The 20,233-nt window shown below is 68.0% G+C and carries 18 protein-coding genes; 4 read left to right on the forward strand and 14 right to left on the reverse strand.

The features are described from left to right. The 4 genes from DT074_RS24055 to DT074_RS24070 all read right to left on the reverse strand — a co-directional run. The coding region (locus DT074_RS24055; RefSeq protein WP_119422411.1) for a CHASE2 domain-containing protein at positions 1-411 on the reverse strand (411 nt) is incomplete at its 3' end. A 90-nt stretch (positions 412-501) separates the two neighbouring features. Continuing rightward, positions 502-1,371 carry a glucose-1-phosphate thymidylyltransferase RfbA gene (gene rfbA / locus DT074_RS24060; protein WP_119422412.1) on the reverse strand — a complete coding sequence of 290 codons (870 nt, stop codon included), beginning with the start codon at positions 1,369-1,371 and terminating at the stop codon, positions 502-504. Between the two features lie 25 nt (positions 1,372-1,396). After that, positions 1,397-1,927, reverse strand: a complete 531-nt coding sequence (locus DT074_RS24065; RefSeq protein ID WP_119422413.1) for an adenine phosphoribosyltransferase — start codon at positions 1,925-1,927, stop codon at positions 1,397-1,399. 11 nt (positions 1,928-1,938) lie between these two features. After that, entirely contained in the window at positions 1,939-2,829 is an 891-nt protein-coding gene (locus DT074_RS24070; RefSeq protein WP_119422414.1) for an S-methyl-5'-thioadenosine phosphorylase, read from the reverse strand. 142 nt (positions 2,830-2,971) lie between these two features. Here DT074_RS24070 and DT074_RS24075 point away from each other — a divergent pair, with 142 nt between their 5' ends. Both DT074_RS24075 and DT074_RS24080 read left to right on the forward strand, forming a co-directional pair. Further along, positions 2,972-4,096 (forward strand): YjgN family protein, encoded by a 1,125-nt coding sequence (locus tag DT074_RS24075; RefSeq protein WP_119422415.1) that lies wholly within the window; start codon positions 2,972-2,974, stop codon positions 4,094-4,096. A gap of 14 nt (positions 4,097-4,110) precedes the next feature. Next, positions 4,111-5,181, forward strand: a complete 1,071-nt coding sequence (locus DT074_RS24080) for a M48 family metallopeptidase (RefSeq protein ID WP_162915171.1) — start codon at positions 4,111-4,113, stop codon at positions 5,179-5,181. Positions 5,182-5,191: 10 nt separating this feature from the next. Here DT074_RS24080 and DT074_RS24085 read toward each other — a convergent pair whose 3' ends face one another. From DT074_RS24085 to DT074_RS24110, 6 genes are all read right to left on the reverse strand, one after another. Further along, positions 5,192-6,478, reverse strand: coding sequence for a glycosyltransferase (locus DT074_RS24085; protein WP_162915172.1), 1,287 nt, complete (start codon positions 6,476-6,478; stop codon positions 5,192-5,194). Next, a complete protein-coding gene (locus DT074_RS24090) occupies positions 6,402-7,910 on the reverse strand; it encodes a lipopolysaccharide biosynthesis protein (protein ID WP_119422418.1) in 1,509 nt (502 codons plus the stop codon). The genes DT074_RS24085 and DT074_RS24090 overlap by 77 nt, the downstream gene beginning before the upstream one ends. After that, the gene (locus tag DT074_RS24095) at positions 7,910-8,956 is read right to left on the reverse strand and encodes a GNAT family N-acetyltransferase (protein WP_119422419.1); all 1,047 of its coding nucleotides are present in this window, start codon (positions 8,954-8,956) and stop codon (positions 7,910-7,912) included. Before DT074_RS24095 ends, DT074_RS24090 begins: the two co-directional genes overlap by 1 nt. Positions 8,957-9,080: 124 nt before the next feature. After that, entirely contained in the window at positions 9,081-11,039 is a 1,959-nt protein-coding gene (gene rpoD / locus DT074_RS24100; protein ID WP_119422420.1) for an RNA polymerase sigma factor RpoD, read from the reverse strand. Between the two features lie 68 nt (positions 11,040-11,107). Continuing rightward, positions 11,108-12,952 carry a DNA primase gene (dnaG, locus tag DT074_RS24105; protein WP_119422421.1) on the reverse strand — a complete coding sequence of 615 codons (1,845 nt, stop codon included), beginning with the start codon at positions 12,950-12,952 and terminating at the stop codon, positions 11,108-11,110. Positions 12,953-12,955: 3 nt separating this feature from the next. Beyond that, positions 12,956-13,411, reverse strand: a complete 456-nt coding sequence (locus DT074_RS24110; RefSeq protein WP_119422422.1) for a GatB/YqeY domain-containing protein — start codon at positions 13,409-13,411, stop codon at positions 12,956-12,958. 218 nt (positions 13,412-13,629) lie between these two features. On the opposite strand from DT074_RS24110, the gene DT074_RS24115 reads away from it, so the two are divergent. Next, on the forward strand, positions 13,630-14,316 hold the full coding sequence (locus tag DT074_RS24115) for a TetR/AcrR family transcriptional regulator (RefSeq protein ID WP_119422423.1): 687 nt from the start codon (positions 13,630-13,632) through the stop codon (positions 14,314-14,316). Further along, positions 14,258-15,061: a phytanoyl-CoA dioxygenase family protein gene (locus tag DT074_RS24120; RefSeq protein ID WP_119422424.1), complete on the forward strand. Its 804-nt coding sequence runs from the start codon at positions 14,258-14,260 to the stop codon at positions 15,059-15,061. Before DT074_RS24115 ends, DT074_RS24120 begins: the two co-directional genes overlap by 59 nt. On the opposite strand, the gene DT074_RS24125 is transcribed toward DT074_RS24120, so the two are convergent. The 4 genes from DT074_RS24125 to DT074_RS24140 all read right to left on the reverse strand — a co-directional run bounded on the left by DT074_RS24125 (position 15,062) and on the right by DT074_RS24140 (position 20,036). Further along, positions 15,062-15,571: a GDYXXLXY domain-containing protein gene (locus tag DT074_RS24125; protein ID WP_119422425.1), complete on the reverse strand. Its 510-nt coding sequence runs from the start codon at positions 15,569-15,571 to the stop codon at positions 15,062-15,064. Continuing rightward, positions 15,568-16,578, reverse strand: coding sequence for a DUF4401 domain-containing protein (locus tag DT074_RS24130; RefSeq protein ID WP_162915173.1), 1,011 nt, complete (start codon positions 16,576-16,578; stop codon positions 15,568-15,570). The genes DT074_RS24125 and DT074_RS24130 overlap by 4 nt, the downstream gene beginning before the upstream one ends. Next, positions 16,575-17,582, reverse strand: coding sequence for a DUF2157 domain-containing protein (locus DT074_RS24135; RefSeq protein WP_119422427.1), 1,008 nt, complete (start codon positions 17,580-17,582; stop codon positions 16,575-16,577). Before DT074_RS24135 ends, DT074_RS24130 begins: the two co-directional genes overlap by 4 nt. A 129-nt stretch (positions 17,583-17,711) precedes the next feature. Beyond that, complete coding sequence (locus DT074_RS24140; protein WP_119422428.1) at positions 17,712-20,036, reverse strand: xanthine dehydrogenase family protein molybdopterin-binding subunit; 2,325 nt, start codon at positions 20,034-20,036, stop codon at positions 17,712-17,714. Positions 20,037-20,233: the final 197 nt, after the last annotated feature.

A 20,233-nucleotide genomic window follows, 5' to 3' on the forward strand; every position in this document is an offset into this window, starting at 1 on the left:
CAGCGCCGCCTTGAGGCGCGCGTCCTTGTCGGCCTCGGTCTCGCGGTCGAACAGGATGTCGAAAACCACGGCCCGCGCTCCGGCCCGCTCCAGGCGCTCGAGCACCTGCGCCAGGAAGCCGCGGTCGATCGGCGAGCGGTAGCGGAGCGTGCCCAGCGTCTCCTCGGTGATCGCCAGCACTGCCATGTCCTGGCGGACCGGCTTGGACGCATAGGGCACCAGCGAGATGCGGACGTCCTTCACCCAGTTCTCGGACCAGCCGAGCATCGGGATGATGCGCGGCAGGAGCACGCCGCAGGCAAGCGACAGCAATGCGATCAGCGCGACCGAGACCGCGCCGCGCGGCAGCCGGAGCCGGCCCGCCTTGCGGCGGGCCTGCGAAGACTCCTCCTCCGTTTCGGCAACCGCCATGGCACCCCGCCTCCGCCGCACCGCGCATGCCATCGATGGCAAGGAACGCGTTAACGGCGGTCTAACCCCGCTCGCCCCCTATTGCCCCGCCTACTCCATCGTCGGCAGACGGGCGAGATAGCGACCGTAGCTCGAATTCTTCATTCGCTCGGCCAGGCGGCCGAGCTGCGCGGTGTCGATATACCCCATGCGCCAGGCGACTTCTTCCGGCGCGCCGATCTTGAATCCCTGGCGGCTTTCGATGGTCGCCACGAAATCGGCTGCCTGGACCAGGCTTTCCGGCGTGCCGGTATCGAGCCAGGCGAAGCCGCGGCCGAGTTTTTCCACCCGCAAGGTGCCGCGCGCGAGATAGACGTTGTTGAGGTCGGTGATCTCGAGCTCGCCGCGCGCCGAAGGCTTCAGGATCGCCGCAATGTCGCAGACCTCGCCGTCATAGACGTAGAGGCCGGTCACCGCGAAGACGGAAGGCGCCACTTTCGGCTTCTCGACGATCGCCTTCGGCCGTCCGTCCGGCTCGAAGGCCACCACGCCATAGCGCTCCGGGTCGGAGACGGCATAGGCGAAGACGGTGGCGCCGGTCGCGACTTCGCCGGCCCGCTTCAGCATGCCGCCGATGGCATCGCCGTAGAACAGGTTGTCGCCCAGGATCAGGGTCACATGGTCCCCGGCGACGAAGTCGCGGCCGATCAGGAAGGATTGCGCGATGCCTTCCGGCTTCGGCTGGGCCGCATATTCGATGCGGATGCCCCAGTCGCCGCCATCGCCCAGGAGCTCGCGGAACAGTGCCTGCTCGCGCGGCGTGGTGATGACCAGGATGTCGCGGATCCCGGCCAGCATCAGCGTGGTCAACGGGTAATAGACCAACGGCTTGTCGTAGACCGGCAGCAGCTGCTTCGAGACCACGCGGGTCATCGGATGCATGCGGCTGCCGGTGCCGCCGGCCAGCACGATGCCTTTCATGCGCGCCCTCTGCCTGGCATCGCCCTCAATGCCCCTCGAACTCGCAGAGCGCCAGCACGCCGACGCCCAGCGCCTCGATCTTCTTGCGGCCGCCAAGCTCCGGCAGGTCGACGATGAAGGAGCAGCCGACCACGTTGCCCCCGGCGGTGCGGATCAGCTTGATCGCCGCCTCGGCGGTGCCGCCGGTCGCGACCAGGTCGTCGATCACCAGAACGTTCTCGCCGGGCTTCACCGCGTCGACATGGATTTCGACCTGGTCGGTGCCGTATTCCAGCGCATAGGACTGCGCGATGGTCGTGAACGGCAGCTTGCCCTTCTTGCGCACCGGGATGAATCCGCAGGAAAGCTGGTGCGCCACCGCGCCGCCCAGGATGAAGCCGCGCGCCTCGATCCCGGCCACCTTGTCGATGCGGATGCCGGCATAGGGCTGCACCAGCTCGTCCACCGTCTTGCGAAAGCCGCGCGGATCGTTCAGCAAAGTAGTGATGTCGCGGAACATGATCCCGGGCTTGGGGTAGTCCGGGATGGTGCGGATCCTGTCCTTGATGCCGTTCATGTCGGTCCTGTTCAGGCCTTGAGGAGACGGCCCGCCACGGCGTCGAGCTTGGCGAGCAGTGCCGGATCGCGCGCTTCGGGCGCGGTGATCAGCGCGTTGTCCAGCGCGTGGTCGCAGCCCTTCGGGCAGGCGGCCGGCCGCGCATTGGCGATCGCCGGCACCACGCCGCGCACCAGGGCCTGTGCCTTCTCGGCATTGCCCAGCAGCACCTTCACGATGGCGGACACCTCGACATGGTCGTGGTCGGGGTGCCAGCAGTCGAAATCGGTCACCATGGCGACGGTGGCGTAGCAGAGCTCCGCCTCGCGGGCGAGCTTGGCCTCCGGCATGTTGGTCATGCCGATCACGTGGCAGCCCCAGAACTTGTAGAGGAAGCTCTCCGCCTGGGTGGAGAATTGCGGCCCTTCCATGCAGAGATAGGTGCCGCCGCGCTTGACCGGGATGTCGGCCGCGCGCGCCGCCGCTTCCAGATGGTCGCCCAGCCGGCCGCAGACCGGATGGCCGAAGGCGACATGCGCGACCATGCCGGTCGAAAAGAACGACTTCACCCGGGCGAAGGTGCGGTCGATGAACTGGTCGGCGATGACGAAGGTGCCGGGCGGCAGCTCTTCCTTGAACGAGCCGACCGCGCTCATCGATAGGAGCTCGGTGCAGCCGATCCGCTTCATCGCGTCGATATTGGCGCGGTAGTTGATCTCGGAGGGCGGGATGCGGTGGCCGCGGCCATGCCGGGGCAGGAAGGCCACCTTGGTGGCGCCGATCCGGCCGGTCAGGATCTGGTCCGACGGATCGCCCCAGGGCGTCGCGACCCTCACCCATTGCTTGTCGGTCAGCCCGGCCATGTCGTAGAGGCCGCTGCCGCCGATCACGCCGATCATCGGCTCACCTGTCGCATCCCCCATCGGCGGCCAGCCTTCCGCAGAAAATCAAAGACTTTGCCTCTTAGCCGGTGGGGGCCGGGCCAGCAAGCGCCGGCCGCCGCCGTTGTTGTTTTTTGAACGCGACCGCCGCTAGTTTCTCGCGGGCAAATTGTGGGGCGGGCGTATGGATGCGGCGAGCGCGGGACCGGTCAAACTGACCGGCGAGAAGATCGTCTATGGCGGTCTGAACGGAGAGTTCACCGGCATTCACATCGTCAACCTGCTCCTGACTCTGGTGACCGCCGGCATCTTCCGGTTCTGGGCCCGCACCCGCGAACGCAGATACGTCTGGGGCCATACGGCCCTGCTCGGGGATTGGTTCGAATACTCCGGCACCGGCAAGGAGCTGTTCATCGGCTTCCTCAAGGCGCTGGTTGTGTTCGGTGCGCTGTTCGGGGTGTTCTACCTGGGCGGATGGCTGGCCGTCCTGTTCGCCGCCGACCTGGCGCAAGCGCAGATACTCACGCCTCTGTTCAGCCTGCCAGGCTACGCGCTCGTGCTGTATCTCACGCATTTCGGGGCGTTCTCGGCCCGGCGCTACCGGATGAGCCGCACGTTCTGGCGCGGGATCCGTTTCGAGCAACGGGGCTCGCCGGTGACCTATGCCAACCGCGCCTTCGTCGGCTTTCTGGCCTGCGTGCTGACGCTTGGGCTCTATTTTCCCTACTATGCCCTGCGGCTTCGAGCCTATGAGCTGGACAATCTGCATTTCGGGACGCTGTCGTTCCATTTCGAGGCCAATCCGCGCGCACTGTGGCGGCCCTTCCTGCTCGCCTGGGTGATCGGCGCCGCCTTTGTCCTGGGGATCGCCGCGTTGTTCGGCCCGGCCTACTGGACCATTCTGCAATACGCGCCGAATCCGGTGCCGCCGGAGGAGTTTCCGCGCGTGCTCGCCCTGCTGCCGCTGGCGGTGCTGGCAGGCTACATCGTGCTGCCGCTCGCCTGGGCCGGGTTTTCCGCCGCCATGATGCGTCACATTGCGGCCAGCACCAGTCTCGGCGGACTGCGTTTCGCCTGTGCCGCCACCGGCTGGCGCCTGTTCAGGTTGTGGCTGGGCAACACGTTGATCGTGATGTTCACGCTTTCCCTGCTGCGCCCGGTTGCCATCAATCGGTCGATGCGCTTCTTCGCGCGCCATTACGCGATCGACGGCGAGGTGGATCTCGTCACCATCGGCGCCGCGGCCGCCGGCCCGCGCAGCGGCGAGGGTTTGGCCGGGTATTTCGACCTCGATGCACTGCCGGGCTGATCGGGCGGATGGCGATGCAGGGAAACGGGATCTACTTCGACGGCGCCGCCCCGGTACCGCGGCAAGCGAATCTGGCGGTCGACGGCGCCGCGCTGTCGATTACCGATGCGGCGGGCGCCATCATCGCCCGCTGGGATCTCGGCGATATCGATCTGGTCGACCATCGGCCCGCGACCCTGACCCTGGCCCGGCGCGGCGGCGAGGCGCGCGTCAAGGTGACCGATCCCGAGCTCGCCGCCGGTTTGATCGTGGCGCTCCGCGCCGGCCTGCGCCGCCGTGCCTGGGGCGGCGCGATCCGATGGGTCGGCGCCGGCGCCAGCCTGGTCGCCGCGCTCGGCCTATTCCTGGTCTTCGCCTGGCCGAGCGCCGCCGATCTGCTGGCGCAGTTCCTGCCCGAATCCTGGCTCGACCGTCTCGGCCAGGTGACGGCATCGGCGGTCGCGGGCCAGCGGCCGCATTGCACCGACCCCCGGGCCTTCGCGCTGCTCGACGGTCTGGCGGGACGGATCGCCGAAGCGAGCGGCCGGCCGAAGCCGGAAATCACGGTGGTGCGCCAGCCGGTCGCCAACGCCTTCGCCATGCCGGCCAACCGGATCGTCTTCTTCTCCGGCCTGATCGCCGAGGCGCAACACCCGAACGAGATCGCCGGCGTGCTGGCGCACGAGATCGGGCATCTCGAGCGGCGTCATCCGTCGCGCCAGCTGGTGCGGCAGGGCGGCCTGTTTCTGCTGGTGGAGATGTTCACCGGCGGGTCCAGCCTCGGCGCCTTCGGCGCCAGCGCGGTCTCGACCGGCTACAGCCGCGCCTTCGAGCGCGAGGCCGACGACTTCGCCCGCGCGACGCTGGCGCAGGCCGGCCTGGATGCGCGGCCGGTGGCCGGCTTCTTCGGCCGCATGGCGGCGAAGGAGAAGGCGCGCGAGAAGGATTCGATACTGCCGTTCGGCCTCGGCGGCAGCCTCGACTATCTCTCGACCCATCCGAATTCGGCCCAGCGCGCCGCCGCCTTTGCCGAGGCGCCGCCCGGCCGCGCGGCGCTGACGGCGGCGGAATTCGCGGCGCTCAAAGGGATATGCGGCACTCAGTAGCCGCGCCGGCTCAGCGCCGGGACCAGGCCAGCCGGGCGACTTCCGTGACGCCGAACACCTTCACGGCCTCCAGGGCCAGTCGCGCCGACTGGGCGAACAGTCGGTCCGCGGCAACCTCCCGCAAGCCCCAGTAGAGCCCCCGCAGAAGGTGTGGCCGGAGCGCGGCAAGCGGCGGCGCCCGCAGCGCGGCCGCCAGCGATGCGCGCTCCTCGGGTCGGCGCGACAGATCGATCAGGGCCGGAGGATTGCGCAGTGCGATGCCGAGGACGCGGATCTCCTCCGCCGATAGCGGCGCCGCGCCGAGGCCGGCGCCGGCCAACCGGCGCAGGTCTTCTGCGGCGAGATCCCAGATGCCCTTCCGCATCATCACGGCGATCCGCTTGATGGCGGCAAGGCGCGCCCAGTTCGGATCGGTGGCGACGACGGAGCGCGGCAGGTACTCCTGCAGCTCGAGCGAATCGTGCAGGCGGCGATAGACCCGGCCGAGGTAGCCGAAATCACGGATTGCCCGCTCCGCCGCGTCGAAGCGGTCATGCGCCGTGCCGCGCGCGCCCACATGCGTGCGCACGATCAGCAAGGGCTCCGGGACGTGCGCGACCGGATATCTGTGCAGCAGGCGCAGCAGCACATCGTAATCCTCGGCCCGCCGCAGCTCGGCATCGAAGCCGCCGATCTCCAGATAGCACTGCCGGCGCACCAGACAACCCTGATGCACGAAGTACATCGATTCGAGCAGCGCCGGAAACGCAGCATCGCGCGGCAGATCCGGAGCGCGGAACAATGTCGCGGGCGCGAGCTTCCCGTCGGGCCCGCTGCCGCCCCGGTAGAAGTCCGAGTAGGTCAGGCCGAGGCTGTCATCGGATGCGATCGCCGTCAGGTGGCGCTCGATGCAGTTCTTCAGCAGGACGTCGTCGTCGTCGAGCACGACGATATAGTCTCCCGTCGTCATCGCCATGGCGATGTTCAAGGCGCGGGGCTTGCCGCCGTTCTCGACTTTGGCGTAGCGGACCCTGTCGCCATAGCGCGCGACGACCGCTTCGGTTTCGTCCGTCGAGCCGTCGTCGATGACGATCAGCTCGACCTCGCGATGGGTTTGATCGAGCACGCTCTGGATCGATTCGCCGATCATCGGCGCGCGGTTGAACGTCGGCATGATGACCGACACGCGGTTCGCGGTCATGGGCGCGCCGCCGCGGGCGGTTGCGGGAAGCCGGCGTTGATCATAGCTGGAATGGCGAGGTTCGTTGCCGTACGGCGCCGTACGCGACGGATTCCGCGCCTTCCGGCCGGCCGGCAATGACCCAGAGAACGCCGCAGACCGAACAGAAGACGGCCGCGCCGAAGCCGACATGGACGATCAGGCGAAGCACCGGCTGCTGGAGCTCGATGACCGCCGGCAGGTACAGGACCGCGCCCGCCATCGCCGCCGCCGCGAGCAAGGGGCGCCAGCACGGACCGGCGAGATCCGCCAGCGACAGCCCGAGCGGCCGCATGAGATGGTGGAAAAAGGTCGGCGCCAGCACCAGCTCCGCCACCAGCATCGCCTTGGTGACGCCTTGCACGCCGTCCAGATGCTGGCCGACGAGCAGCATGGGCGTCATGAGGCCCAGGCGAAACATCGACTGGACCGTCAGCCGGCGCGGCTGCCCGATCGCCATCAGCACCGGCAAGACCGTCCCGCTGACGGTGGACACGCCGGCGGCGAGGGCGATGAACGTCATGTACGGCGCGGCCTCGAGCCATTGCTGGCCGAGCATGACCGCGATCAGATCCGCCGCCACGAGGGCAAGGCCGACCGAGGCCGGAATCATCGCCATCGCAACGATGCTCAATACCCGGAGATAGATCGTCTTCAGCTTCTCCGCGTCGCGGGCCGCGCGCGCGTAGACCGGATAGAAAGCGCGCACCATCGGGCCGACGATCTCGCTGGTCGGCAGCCGTCCGAGCTCCGCGCCGATGAAATAGAAGCCCATCACGGTCGGGTTGGCCGCGCCCGCGATGATGATCTGATCGACCTTTTCCTGGACGTAGTAGATGAACGAATTGAGCAGCATCCAGGTCGAGAACGACCACAGGTCGCGCGTCTTGGCCAGCGACGGCCGCGGCCGGAACGGATGCATCCAGTAGCTGGTCGCCACGATGGCAAGGCTGGTGGCCACCATGCCGCCGATCAGCGCCCAGTAGTTCCGCAACGTGAAGGCGAGCGCCATGGTGGCGACGAAGCCCGACACCTTGGTGATCACGCCGAAGCGGAACTCGCGCCGGAAGTCGAGGTTGCGGCGGAAGTCCACCGTGCCGATGTTCTCGAATCCGGCGATGACCGGCCGAAGCGCGACCATCTGCGCCACCAGCACGACATCGGCGTCGCCGAAATACCGCGCCGCAAAGGGTGCGCCGAAGAAGATGACGGCGCCGGCAATCGCCCCCAGGATGATCTGGATCGTCCAGGCGGTATCGTAGTGCTCGCGGCTCGGCGCCTCCATCCGGATCAGCGCCACGCGCTGCCCGGTATCCGTCAGCGCTTCCAGCAGGGCGACCAGCACCATGGCCTTGGCGACGAGGCCGAAATCGTCCGGCGTCAGCAATCGCGCCAGGACGAGGGTGCTGACCAGTCCGATCGCCTTGATGCTCCAGCGCATCGCCAGCATCCAGGCCGATCCGGAGGCGAGCTGGCGCGTGAGCTGGGCTGCGCTATCCTTGGGTGCGTCGCCGCTTGTTGCCGGCGGCATCACGGCTTCGCCGACTCCGCCTCTGGTGCCGGCCGGCGCCGGTTCTCGATACGCCAGCCGAGCGAAAGCGCGGTCTTGGCGATCAGGCCGAGCATGCTCGGCTGCCGCCAGGTTCCCATATAGAAAGAGTGCTCGCGGGTCGCGTAGTCCCGCTTGACCGGCGTGTCGCCCTCGCCCCGATCGATCGCGTGAATCCCCAGCAGATCCGCGGTCTCCAGCGTCTTGTGCAGCAGCAGCCGGCCGGGACCCAGCGCGGCATGCTTCGGGTTGTAGACCGGGAACCAGTAATGCAGCGTTCCCGCGGCGCGCAGTCCGAAGTGCAGCGCCACCCAATCCTCGCCGGCCAGCAGTGCCGACAGCACGCCGGTGCATTCCGGATCGCGCCGACGGAACAGCCGGCGCACCAAATCGCGGCCGAAGTCGGTGGCCAGTGGCGGAACGCCGGCGCCGGTGCGGTCGTATTGCGCGATCTTGGCGTCGACCAGCAGCTCCAGCAGATCCGGCCGATCCGCGGCGTCGGCAAGAAAGGTGACCCGGCCGACATTCTGCTCCAGCTTGCGAAACCGGCGCTCGGTCTCGCGCAGCAAGGATTTCTTCTTCTCGCGCAGTGACGCCAGGTAGGCCGGGCCGCCGTCCGGAAACTCGATGCGCAAGCCGATGCGGGGCTGCTCGCCGGTCAGCCCGTAGGCGAGCTGGCTTTCGTCCAGATGCGAGAAATGCAGGGTCGGCACGCCGGCGGCCCGCAGCAGCTCGGCCGGGGTGATGTGAAAGCCGCTCCGGGCGACCAGGCCAAAATAGTCGCTGATATCGCCGCCGACTCGCCCGGCGATACCGATGCGACCGCGCCATCCCGGCGTCCACTCGAACGGGAAGAAGGCGACGGGATCGTCCGCCGCCCCGAACACGCAGACGCGCGCATGCGGGTTCACCGCGGCGACGTCGGCCACAAACTGCCAGGAAAGAAACGCGATGCCCGCGGCAGGCCCCGCCTCCTGAAAGCGCGACCATGCCGCCCGCTCCCGCGGCGACAGGTCGCCCGGCCGCATCACGCGGCTGGGCCAGGAGGCTGAAACTCGATCTTGCACCGTCAGACCCGGCTGTGTCCGAGACCGCCGGTTACAACAGGTGCCGGCTGAGAATCGGTTAATCCGAAGATTAACCGACTCGCGCTCACGTATCCAAAAAGCTCCGGAGCTTCCGCGACCGGCTCGGATGCTTCAGCTTGCGCAGCGCCTTGGCCTCGATCTGGCGGATGCGCTCGCGCGTCACCGAGAATTGCTGGCCCACCTCTTCCAGCGTGTGGTCGGTGTTCATGCCGATGCCGAAGCGCATGCGCAGCACGCGCTCCTCGCGCGGCGTGAGCGTCGCCAGCACCCGCGTCGTGGTCTCGCGCAGGTTGGACAGGATCGCCGCATCCACCGGGATCACCGCGTTGGTGTCCGGAATGAAGTCGCCGAGATGGCTGTCCTCCTCGTCCCCGATCGGGGTCTCCAGGCTGATCGGCTCCTTGGCGATCTTCATCACCTTGCGGACTTTCTCGAGCGGCATGCCGAGCTTCTCGGCCAGCTCCTCGGGCGTCGGCTCGCGGCCGATCTCGTGCAGCATCTGGCGGCTCGTGCGCACCAGCTTGTTGATCGTCTCGATCATGTGCACGGGGATGCGGATGGTGCGCGCCTGGTCGGCGATCGAGCGGGTGATCGCCTGCCGGATCCACCACGTTGCGTAGGTCGAGAACTTGTAGCCGCGGCGGTACTCGAACTTATCCACCGCCTTCATCAACCCGATATTCCCCTCCTGGATCAGGTCGAGGAATTGCAGGCCGCGGTTGGTGTACTTCTTGGCGATGGAGATGACGAGGCGCAGGTTCGCCTCCACCATCTCCTTCTTGGCGCGCGCGGCCTCCTTCTCGCCTTCGCGCGTCGTGTGCACGATGCGCTTGAATTCGCTGACCGGCAGCTGCGCCTCGGCGGAGATCGTCTTGATGTCGCCGCGGATCTTCTTGATCTCTTCCGCTTCCTTGGTGACGAAGTTGCCCCAGGCCGGCGGCTTCAGCTTGGCGACGCGGCGGGTCCAGTTCGGATCGAGCTCGTGGCCGACATACTGCTTCAGGAAGTCGTCGCGCTTGATGCGGAACCGCTCGGCGAGGCGCAGCAGCTTGCCCTCGGTCGCCACCATGCGGCGGTTGATATCGTAGAGCTGGTCCATCAGCTCCTCGATGCGCGCGTTGTTCAGGTGAACGTCGCGCATCAACTCGATCATTTCCTGGCGCGTCTTCTCGTAGCGCTTCTCGTCCTTCGGCTCGTTTGCCTTGTGCTTCAGCGCCATTTCGAGGCGCGCCTCCTGCAGCTTCTGCAGGCGCTTATAGGTCTTGGCGATGGCGTCGAAGGTTTCCAGCACCTGCGGCTTCAGCTGCTGCTCCATGGCGGAGAGCGAAAGGTTCGCCTCCTCCTCGTCCGCCTCGCCCTCGGCGGCCTCCGCCTCCGGCTCTGGTTCGGCGTCTTCGGAGATTCCCTGCGCCGGCACGCCGGTGGCGCTCACCTCGCCGCCTTCGCTCGGCACGCCGCCATAGGTGGCGTCGAGATCGACGATCTCGCGCAGCAGCACCTTGTCGTGCATCAGCGCGTCGCGCCAGTTCAGCACGGCGCGGATGGTCAACGGGCTCTCGCAGATCGCGCCGATCATCTTCTCGCGGCCGGCCTCGATCCGCTTGGCGATGGCGATCTCGCCCTCGCGGGACAGCAGCTCGACCGAGCCCATCTCGCGCAGATACATGCGCACCGGATCGTCGGTGCGCTCGTAGGTCTCGCTGGCGGCTTTCTCTTCGGTCTCGACGACCGCGACTTCCTTGCCTTCGGTGCCCTCGGCTTCGGCGCCGTCGCTCTCGTCACTGTCGACCACGTTGATGCCCATCTCGGAGAGCATCGTCATGGTGTCTTCGATCTGCTCCGACGAGATCTGGCCGTCCGGCAGGGTGGCGTTCACCTCATCGACGGTGACGTAGCCACGCTCCTTGCCCTTGGCCAGCAGCTTCTTCACCGCCTGATTGATCGAATCCAGCAGGGGGCTGTCGGGGCCGGCTTCCTCGCGCGTCTCCTGCGCCTCGGTGGCTTCCGCGATCTTGTTGGCCATTTCCGCGTCTGCTCCGCTCAAAACGAACCGGGCGCGGTTCCCGCCAAAGCGGGCCGCGCCCCTTCTGTCTAATCCTTCCGACCCGGCTCCAGGGTCGTACCCGCCGCTTCGCTCGCCTGGCGCTTCACCGCGAGAAACCGCCTGAGCGTCTGCTCGTTCATCGCTTCGGCCAGGGCCGTCTCCTCCTGCCGCAGCTCCACGGTGACCAGCGTTTCCTGCCGCAACATACTTGCGGTTTCCGCAAACTGGCGCCAGACCTCGTCGAGTTCGGCATCGGGCCGGAACACTTGCGGTCGGAACGTCGCGGCGGGCAGCAGCCCGTCTGCGATGCCGGCAAGGTTATTGTCCGACAGGTGGCGTCGCAACGTCTCCGAGTCAAGGGCAGGGAACCGGGCCGCCGCTTCTAGGACCGCATGGCGCAGCCTGTCAAGCTCCGGCCGGCTGAACTCGATATCGCCCAAGGTTTCATCCACATGTGCGAGCAAGGCTGGGTGCGCCAGCACCAGGGCCATGACGCTGCGTTCGCGCCGCGATCTCGTATCCGCCAGTGACGGAAGCTTCCGCAGCGGCCCCGTGGGCGTGAAGGCGTGCCCCCTCGACGGGGCCTGCCATTGCCGCGGTTTTGCAGACCAGGGCCGCTGCCGGGCCTGAAATTTCCCCTCGCGCAATTTCTCATAGATCCAACGCTCATAATAATCGCGCACCGTCGGATCTTCGATCCGAGCGGGGATCGCCTTGACCGCCGCCTCGAAGGCGGCCTGCCGCTCCGGCGTGTCGGCCGGATGCGCCGCCCGGGTCGCGCGCCAGAGCAGCTCCGCCAGCGGCAGTGCCTGGCCAAGTGCGGCATCGAAGGCCGGCCGGCCGGATTTCCGCACCAGGCTGTCCGGATCCTCGCCCTCCGGCAGCATGACGAAACGGAAGGAATGACCGGGCTTGAGCAGCGGCAATGCCCGCTCGGCGGCGCGAAGCGCGGCGCGCACGCCGGCATTGTCCCCGTCGAAACAGAGATGCGGCTCCGGCACCAGGCGCCAGAGCACCTGCATCTGTTCCTCGGTCAGGGCGGTGCCGAGCGGGGCCACGGCGTGCTCGATGCCGGCTTCGGCCAGCGCGATCACGTCCATATAGCCTTCGACGGCGATCACCGCGCCGGCGCCGCGCGACGCTTCCCGGGCGATGGCCAGATTGTAGAGCGTGCGGCCCTTGCGGAAGAGCGGCGTCTCCGGACTGTTCAGGTATTTCGGCTGGGCGTCGCCCATGGCACGGGCGCCGAAGCCGATCACCCTGCCCCGCGCATCGGCGATCGGGAACATGATGCGGTCGCGGAAATAGTCGTAAGTGGCGCCGCCATCATCCGGCTGCCGCAACAGCCCGGCCTCGACCAGCGCCGCCTCGGCATGGCCTTCCTTCAGCAGCGCCTCCTTCAGCGCCGTGCGGCTCGCCGGTGCATAGCCGAGTCGGAAGCGGGCGATGGTCTCGCCGCGCAGGCCGCGTCCTTCGATATAGCGTCGCGCCGTGGCGGCGCCGGGCGCGCGCAACTGCTGCTCGAACCAGCGTGCCGCGCTCTCCAGCGGATCGCGCAGCTTCGCCTCGCGCTCGAACCGCTCGCGCTCCGCCGGGTCGGCCTGCGGCACCGGCAGACCCGCTTCGCCGGCCAGCCGCTCGACGGCTTCGACGAAGGACAGGCCCTCGGTGCGGCGCACGAACTCGATCGCATCGCCATGCGCGCCGCAGCCGAAGCAGTGATAGAAGCCCTTCTCGTCGATGACGTTGAAGGATGGCGTCTTCTCGTTATGGAACGGGCAGAGGCCCACATGGCTGCGGCCGCGCCGCTGCAGCTTGACCCGCCGTCCGATCACGCCCGCCAGCGAGACGCGGTCGCGCAGTTCCTCCAGGAAACGGGGCGGAAACGCCACGGCCTAGCTCAGCAGGCCTTTCACGACGCCGGACGCCTTGCCGAAATCCATCTGGCCGGCGAATTTGGTCTTCAGATGCGCCATCACCCGGCCCATATCGCGGATGCCGCTGGCGCCGAGCTCGGTCACCGCTTCCCTGGCCGCCGCCTCGATGCCGGCCTGGTCCATCTGCTGCGGCAGGAAGCTCTCGATGATCTCGATCTCCTCGGTCTCCTGCGCCACCAGATCGGCGCGGCCGCCCTTCTCGTACTGCACGATGGATTCGCGCCGCTGGCGCACCATGGCCTGCAGCAGGCTCAGAATGTCGGCGTCGCCGATGCCGTCGCGGCTGTCGGGCTGACGGCTGGCGATGTCGCGGTCCTTGATGGCGGCCAACACCAGGCGCAGCGTGCCGACGCGGCGCTGGTCCTTCGCGCGCATCGCATCCTTCAGCGCGTCGTTCAGTTTCGCCCTCAGCATGGCGGCAATTCCAGGAGCAAGAGCCAATTATAACGAATAGCCGACAACCATAATCCAATGCATGCCTGAGGCCAACGTCGTGCCGGCCTTCCGCCGCTGCGACCGCGGCAGAGAGCCGGCTATCCTTTTGTTATTTCTGCTCGAATCACGGTTGCGGGAGCCGATGGGAAAGCGGCATTGCGGAACGTGGCCTCCTGGGCTAAATTGAATTCAATTCAATGAACCCCTCGCGCCCCACCCGGACCCGCAACGCCGCCGATGCCGCGCGCCGCATCTGCGCCGCGGCTGCGGCCGAGCTCGTCGCCTGCAACGGGTCGCTCGAAATGCTGGCGGTGGCCCGCCGCGCGGGGGTATCGGTCGGCCTCGCCTATCATCACTTCGGTTCGAAAGGGGGCTTGTTGGCGGCGGTGGTCGACGCGTTTCGCGACCGCTACGAGGCCGAGGTCAGCAAGGCGCCGCTCGACCACATTGCCGACTGGGCGACGCGCGAGCACGAACGCGTACGCCGCCTCGTGGCGTTCCACTATGCCGAGCCATTGGCGCCGCTGATCCTCGGTCGGCTGGCCGCCGAACCGGAAGTGGCGGCAATCGAGAAGGCGTATTTCGAACGCCAGGTCCGCCGCGGCGCATGGAACATCGCCGAAGGACAGCGGGCCGGCATCATCCCCCCCTCGCAGGATCCGGGCCTGCTCGTCGCCATGGTCCTGGGCGGTGTGCGCGCCGCGATCGCGACCGCGCTCGCGCAGGTGCCGCGGCCCGCCCCGGAGGTGCTGACGGCGCAGATCTGGACCTTCGTGGCATCCGCCACACAGCTCACGACACGCCCGCAATTCAAGGAGGCAGGCGATGGAACCTCATCCGCAACGTTACGGCTTCGACATCGCCGCAAGGCCCGCACTGCCTGAAACCGCGGATGATCTCGCCGCCCTCAACCGCGACGGCTACGTCATCCTCGAGGATCTGATCGACCAGGCGCGGTGCGATGCCATCCGCGCCGAAACGGCGCGTCTGCTCAAGGGCGGCGGTCGCAACAGCTTCGAAGGTTTCAATACGCAACGGGTCTACAACGTCCTCGCCAAGACGCGGCTGCTCGACGACCTTATCGATCATCCGCGCGTGCTGGCGCTGCTCGACCGGCTGTTCGAGCCGAACTACCTCCTCAGTCAGGCTCAGCTGATCAACATACGCCCGGGCGAGGCGGCACAGCGCCTGCACTTCGACGATGGCTTCTACAAGCTGCCGCGACCGCGCGCTCCGTTGGGCGCGGCCACCATCTGGGCGATCGACGGCTTCACCGATATCAACGGCGCGACGGTGATCGTCCCGCGGAGCCACCTCTGGGGCCAGCTTCCGGTTCCCGCCGACGTCGATGCGGTTCCTTGTGTCATGCCGGCGGGCTCCGCCGTGTTCTTTCTCGGCACGCTGTGGCATGGCGGCGGCGCCAACCGATCGGATGCCAGCCGTCTCGCTTTTACCGGCCAGTACTGCGCGCCCTGGCTGCGCCAGCAGGAGAATTTCTTTCTCGAAGTGCCGCGCGAGACGGTGCGCAGCCTGCGGCCGACGATCCAGAGCCTGATCGGATACTCGATCTATCCGCCGTTCATGGGCATGGTCGATTCCATGCACCCGAAGCGACTGCTGGAGGCATGATCAGGGTGCCGGCTTGACGATGCGCCGCCGCTCGGCATCGGCAAGGCCTACCAGCACCGTGCCGCCATCGGCATCGACATGCAGCACGGCATAGCGGGCCTCCGCATACAGGCCGGCATCGCCCTCCTGGAAGAAGAAGCTGTCGGCGCCGTAGGAGATCTCCGCCGTGCTGAAGCGGCCGATCCGCTTGTAGCCGACGCGCAGCTCGTTCGGCGCCAGCGCCAGGCCATCATCTATGCGCAGGAAGCGGCCGATCCCCTGGTCGTCCAGCCCGAGGATCACGAAGCCCCGCCGCGGCAGCTCCGCGGCCTTCAGCGGCAGGGCCTCGCGCGCCAGCGCCAGGGTCATGTAGTCGCCCTGCATCAGCGAGCGCGGATCGACCGGACGCAGCGGCAGCAGGACCGCATGGCCGCTCTCGACCACCTTCTGCTTCGACCAGATCGCGTGGTTGGCGAGGCCGAGCGCCAGCACCAGGCCAAGCAGGACGAGAGCGGTACGCAGCCGGCTCATGCCGTGGCCCCCCGGCGGGCGAGCAGGGCATAGAGCGCGAGGCAGCCGGCGCCCACCGCGGCCAGCAGGATCGACTTCGCCAGCAGGTCGAGGTCGAGCTCGTAATAGAACTGCCAGATGAACCACACGGCGAGGGCGGCGCCGATCGCGGCGAAGGGTCGGTGGCCCAGCGTATAGGCCAGCATCATCAACAGCAGCGCGCCGGCAGCGCCGGCCGGCAGCAGCAGAGCGACCAGAGCCGCGAGCACCGCGGCAACGATGGTCGTTGCCGATACCGGCGCGGCGCCGGCGCGCGGGCGAAGCACGATCAGGGCGGCGAAGCAGAGCAGCAGGACGGCGCGCGCGAACCAGCCCCGTTCGGTGGTCCAGGACAGCGCCGGCGGCTCCAGAACAGTCGCCGCCAGCGGCAGCGCCAGCAACAGCAGGGTCGCTGCCGGCCGGACGTTCAGCGCCGGCGGGTGCAGGTACAGCCAGAGCCCGACCGGCGCCGCGAGCGCAATCACATCGATGGCGCCGCGGCCGGCATCCAGCTCCAGGCCGAGGATGGCGAGCACCAGCGCCAGCGCCACCAGAAGAAACTGCAACAGGGGATCGCGTATCGCCACCGTGCCGGCCGCGGCGATCGCGGCGGCGACCGCGGCGGCTGCCCACAGGCTCTCGGTCTCGACGCCGATCCCGGCGGCGACGAGCGCGGCGCCGGCCGCGGCGATGGCGATGGCGAAATGACGCACGAACAGGCCTTCGACCTGTCGCCGCCGCCAGGCCCCGCCGAAGGCGAACAGGGCGAGCCCCGCAACCGCAGCGCCGATACCGGGCTCGTCGATCCCGAGCACCAGGCCGCAGAAAGCGAGGACGAAGACGATGATGGCGATGGCGCTGAACCAGCCGCCGGCACCGAGCAGCGCTTCGGCGTACCAGGGTGCGGCGTCCGTCTTCGCCGCCAGCGCGCGGTGTGCCGCCTCGGGATCGATGCCGAAGGCGCGGCAGAGTTCGTCGAGCGCCATCATGCGAGCGCCCTCTGCAGCCGGCGGAACACAACGGCCATGGCGCCGGTCACCGCGACCGACCAGGCAACCATCAGCGCCAGCGTGAACAGCGCGCGCAGCGCGTCGCTCCAGGTGAAGCCGATCGTGTCCTCGATGAGGCGGAAGCCGGCGGCGATCAGGCAGAGCGCGGCGAAACCAGTCACCATGGTGGCGGCGGCGAGATCCGGCAGCACGCGGGCATAGAGCCAGAGCAGCGCCGCATAGGCCGGCACCATGGCGACCAGGATGGTGGCGTCGTGGTGGAAAAAGATCAGGAAGCCGGTCGAGGGCCAGAACAGCAGGGCGGCGCTGCCGAAGACGAGGACGAGACGGGTCCAGTGCGGCGCCAGCCACGTCGTGCCGCGAGCGACAGCCCATTCGCGAATGCCGATGAACAGCAGGGTGAGAAGGCCGAGCGCCACCAGGACGCGCGCCTCCGACACCGCATCGACATCGCCCCAGACCTGGTCGGCGTACAGTGCGAGCGCGAGATAGAGCACCACCAGCCAGACCAGCCAATGCGCCGCCGCGCGCGAGGCGATGGCGAAGAGCAGCATCAGCCCCGCCCAGGCGGCGAACAGGGTCCAGGCATCGGCGCCGGTCTGATAGGCCTGACCGATCACCGCCAGCAGCACGCCGATCAGCACCGAAGCGCCGATCAGCAGCGCCTGCCCGACCGCGCGGTCGATGCCCACGACCAGCGCGGCGACGGCCGCCATGGCGATGCCCACCTCGACGATGCCGAACTTGGCGAAGGGCGCGAGCTCGGCCCAGTTCCAGGCGAAGAAGAAGATGATGCCGGCCAGCACCTGCCCGGCACCGAGCGCGAGCAGCGCGCGGCCGGCCCAGAGGTGCCAGGCGCGCGCATCGCGCACCGCCGTCGCGGCGGCGAGATAGCGCTCGGCCGGCAGCAATCCGGCTTCCCGCAAGCGATCGACCTGCGCGAGGCCGATCGCCCCCGTTCGTTGCTCCGTCACCCCCGTCATGGAACCGACATTACCGCCTGCGCGCCACGGCTTGTACCGCGAACAGGGTAGTCAGGCGCTCTTACGCTTGCGGTGCCGTGCCCGGGTCCTTCACGCCGCTCCCCCCGCGCCGGCCAGAAACCCGAAGGCTTATCCGCGCGCGCCCTGAATCGCCGCCCAGACTTTCTCCGGCGTGGCCGGCATGTCGATGTGCTTGATGCCGAGCGGCTTCAACGCGTCGACCAGCGCGTTCATGACAGCCGGCAGCGCGCCGGCGCAGCCGGCCTCGCCGCAGCCCTTGGCGCCAAGCGGGTTGGTCTTGGCCGGCACCGAGTGGTAGGCGACGGCGAAGCCCGTCGGCGTGTCGGCCGCGCGCGGCAGCGCGTAGTCGACATAGGAGCCGGTGAGCGGCTGGCCGGTTTCCGGGTCGTAGACCACGCGCTCCATCAACGCCTGGCCGATGCCCTGCGCGACGCCGCCATGCGCCTGGCCTTCGACCAGCAGCGGGTTCACCACGGTGCCGAAATCGTTGACCATGGAGTACTTCACCACCTCGACGATGCCGGTCTCCGGATCGACCTCGACCTCGGCGATATGGCAGCCGTTCGGAAACGCGCTCGGCGCGGCCTTGAACACGTGGTCGACGTCGAGCGTCGCCGGCACGCCTTCCGGTAGCTTCAAGCCGGTGCGCAGCTTCTCGGCCAGCTCCATGATGCCGATGCCGCGATCGGTGCCGGCGATGGTGAAGCGGCCGGCGCCGAACTCGATATCGGCGGCCGCGGTCTCCAGCACCTGCGCGGCGATCTGCTTGCCCGCCTCCACCACCTTGGCGCTGGCCTCGATGATGGCGGCGCCCGAGGCCATGATGGATTTGGAGCCGCCGGTGCCGCCGCCGGCGATCAGCTTGTCGCTGTCGCCCTGCAGGATACGCACCTTGTCGAACGGCACGCCGAGCCGGTCGGACAGCACCTGGGCGAATGGCGTCCAGTGCCCCTGGCCGTAGTCCAGCGTGCCGGTGATGATGGTGACGGTGCCGTCCTCGTTGAAGCGGATGCCGCCCATCTCGTTCATCGGCGGCGCCGTCACTTCGAGATAGTTGCCGATGCCGCGGCCTCTGAGCTTGCCACGCCGCTTCGATTCGGCGGCGCGGGCCTCGAAGCCTTTCCAGTCGGCGAGGTCGAGCGCCTTGTTCAGCACCGTGGTGAACTCGCCGGAATCGTAGACCGTGGTCGCCGGCGTCTTGTGCGGCATCGCCTCCGGCTTGACGTGGTTGATGCGGCGGAGCTCGATCGGGTCCTTCTTCATCTCGGCCGCCGCGGTCTCGATCAGCCGCTCCATGAAGTAGTTCGCCTCGGGCCGGCCGGCGCCGCGATAGGGGCCGAGCGGCGAGGTGTTGGTATAGGCGACCTTGATCGAGGCCTCGATCAACGGCGTCGCATAGACGCCGATCAGGTTCTGCATGATGCCGCGCGTGCCCGACATCGGCGCCACGCTGGCGAGATAGGCGCCAGGCGTCGCATAGCCGGTCAGGCGCAGCGCCAGGATCTTGCCGTCCTTGTCGAAGGCGGCCTCGACCGTATTCTCGGTGCCGCGGCCGTGATGGTCGGAGAGGAAGCTCTCCGACCGCTCGTCCACCCACTTGACCGGCCGGCCGAGCGCGCGGGCGGCGTGCAGCAGCGGCGGGTATTCCGGAAACGACGCGCCCTTCATGCCGAACGAGCCGCCGACATTGCCGGTCAGCACGCGCATCTTGTCCGCCGTCGTGTTCAGGATCTTGCGCAGCTGTTCGCGCATGCCGAAGGCGCCCTGGGTGCCCATGCGCATGGTCCACTTGGCCGCAGCGGCGTCGTAGCTCGCGATGGCGCCGCGCGGCTCGAGCGAGGAGATCACCACCCGGTTGTTGACGATCGAGAGCCGCGTCACATGCGCGGCGGCGGCGAAGGCCTTGGCCACGCCGTCGGCATCGCCGAAATGGTAGTCCAGGATCTGGTTGCCGGGCGCGTGGTCCCAGATTTCGGCCGCGCCGGGGGCCAGAGCCGCCTTGGCATCGGTCGCGGAAGGCAAGGGGTCGATATCGACCTCCACCGCCTCGGCGGCGTCGCGCGCCTGCGCCCTGGTCTCGGCCACGACAACCGCGACGGGATCGCCGACGTAACGAACCTTGTCGGCCGCCAGGGCGGGACGGCCTACCTGCGGCATCGGCTTCCCGTCCGGGTTGTTGAACGGGATGATCGACAGGATGGGGCCGTATTCCGTCAGATCCTTGGCGGTGTAGACGGCCAGAACGCCCGGCATCGCCAGGGCGGCAGCGGCATCGATTCCGCGGATAATTCCGTGTGCGTAACGACTCCGCACCATCACCGCATAGGCCTGGCCCGGCTCGTTGAAATCGTCGGTATAGCGGCCCTGGCCCTGCACCAGGACGGGATCCTCCTGGCGCGGCACCGGCTGCCCGATGGCGTGTTTCATCATCATCTTGGACGCTCTCCCCAGTCGCGCTTGAAGTCTAGCAGATGGAATCCGCGCTCGCCGCTGTGGCCGATTCACCACTGTTTGTGCAGTGCGAAAAGACGATAGTTATCATTTGATAGATTTGAGGTTGATGACGGTTTGTTGATGCGCTGCCCGGCTTGAAGGCAGTACTCTACCTCTACTTGCCACCGCCACAGAAT

It is taken from the genome of Desertibaculum subflavum (assembly GCA_003576705.1).
Classification (GTDB): Bacteria; Pseudomonadota; Alphaproteobacteria; order Ferrovibrionales; family Ferrovibrionaceae; genus Desertibaculum; species Desertibaculum subflavum.

What these genes read in the sequence shown, in the direction of transcription:
- DT074_RS24090 (WP_119422418.1), bottom strand. Translation starts at nt 7,910, where the DNA reads ATGCCGCCGGCAACAAGCGGCGACGCACCCAAGGATAGCGCAGCCCAG.
- DT074_RS24075 (WP_119422415.1), top strand. Translation starts at nt 2,972, where the DNA reads ATGGATGCGGCGAGCGCGGGACCGGTCAAACTGACCGGCGAGAAGATC.
- DT074_RS24135 (WP_119422427.1), bottom strand. Translation starts at nt 17,582, where the DNA reads ATGACGGGGGTGACGGAGCAACGAACGGGGGCGATCGGCCTCGCGCAG.
- DT074_RS24140 (WP_119422428.1), bottom strand. Translation starts at nt 20,036, where the DNA reads ATGATGATGAAACACGCCATCGGGCAGCCGGTGCCGCGCCAGGAGGAT.
- rpoD (WP_119422420.1), bottom strand. Translation starts at nt 11,039, where the DNA reads ATGGCCAACAAGATCGCGGAAGCCACCGAGGCGCAGGAGACGCGCGAG.
- DT074_RS24115 (WP_119422423.1), top strand. Translation starts at nt 13,630, where the DNA reads ATGAACCCCTCGCGCCCCACCCGGACCCGCAACGCCGCCGATGCCGCG.
- DT074_RS24080 (WP_162915171.1), top strand. Translation starts at nt 4,111, where the DNA reads ATGCAGGGAAACGGGATCTACTTCGACGGCGCCGCCCCGGTACCGCGG.
- DT074_RS24110 (WP_119422422.1), bottom strand. Translation starts at nt 13,411, where the DNA reads ATGCTGAGGGCGAAACTGAACGACGCGCTGAAGGATGCGATGCGCGCG.
- DT074_RS24070 (WP_119422414.1), bottom strand. Translation starts at nt 2,829, where the DNA reads ATGGGGGATGCGACAGGTGAGCCGATGATCGGCGTGATCGGCGGCAGC.
- DT074_RS24125 (WP_119422425.1), bottom strand. Translation starts at nt 15,571, where the DNA reads ATGAGCCGGCTGCGTACCGCTCTCGTCCTGCTTGGCCTGGTGCTGGCG.
- DT074_RS24130 (WP_162915173.1), bottom strand. Translation starts at nt 16,578, where the DNA reads ATGATGGCGCTCGACGAACTCTGCCGCGCCTTCGGCATCGATCCCGAG.
- rfbA (WP_119422412.1), bottom strand. Translation starts at nt 1,371, where the DNA reads ATGAAAGGCATCGTGCTGGCCGGCGGCACCGGCAGCCGCATGCATCCG.
- DT074_RS24120 (WP_119422424.1), top strand. Translation starts at nt 14,258, where the DNA reads ATGGAACCTCATCCGCAACGTTACGGCTTCGACATCGCCGCAAGGCCC.
- DT074_RS24095 (WP_119422419.1), bottom strand. Translation starts at nt 8,956, where the DNA reads ATGCGGCCGGGCGACCTGTCGCCGCGGGAGCGGGCGGCATGGTCGCGC.
- DT074_RS24065 (WP_119422413.1), bottom strand. Translation starts at nt 1,927, where the DNA reads ATGAACGGCATCAAGGACAGGATCCGCACCATCCCGGACTACCCCAAG.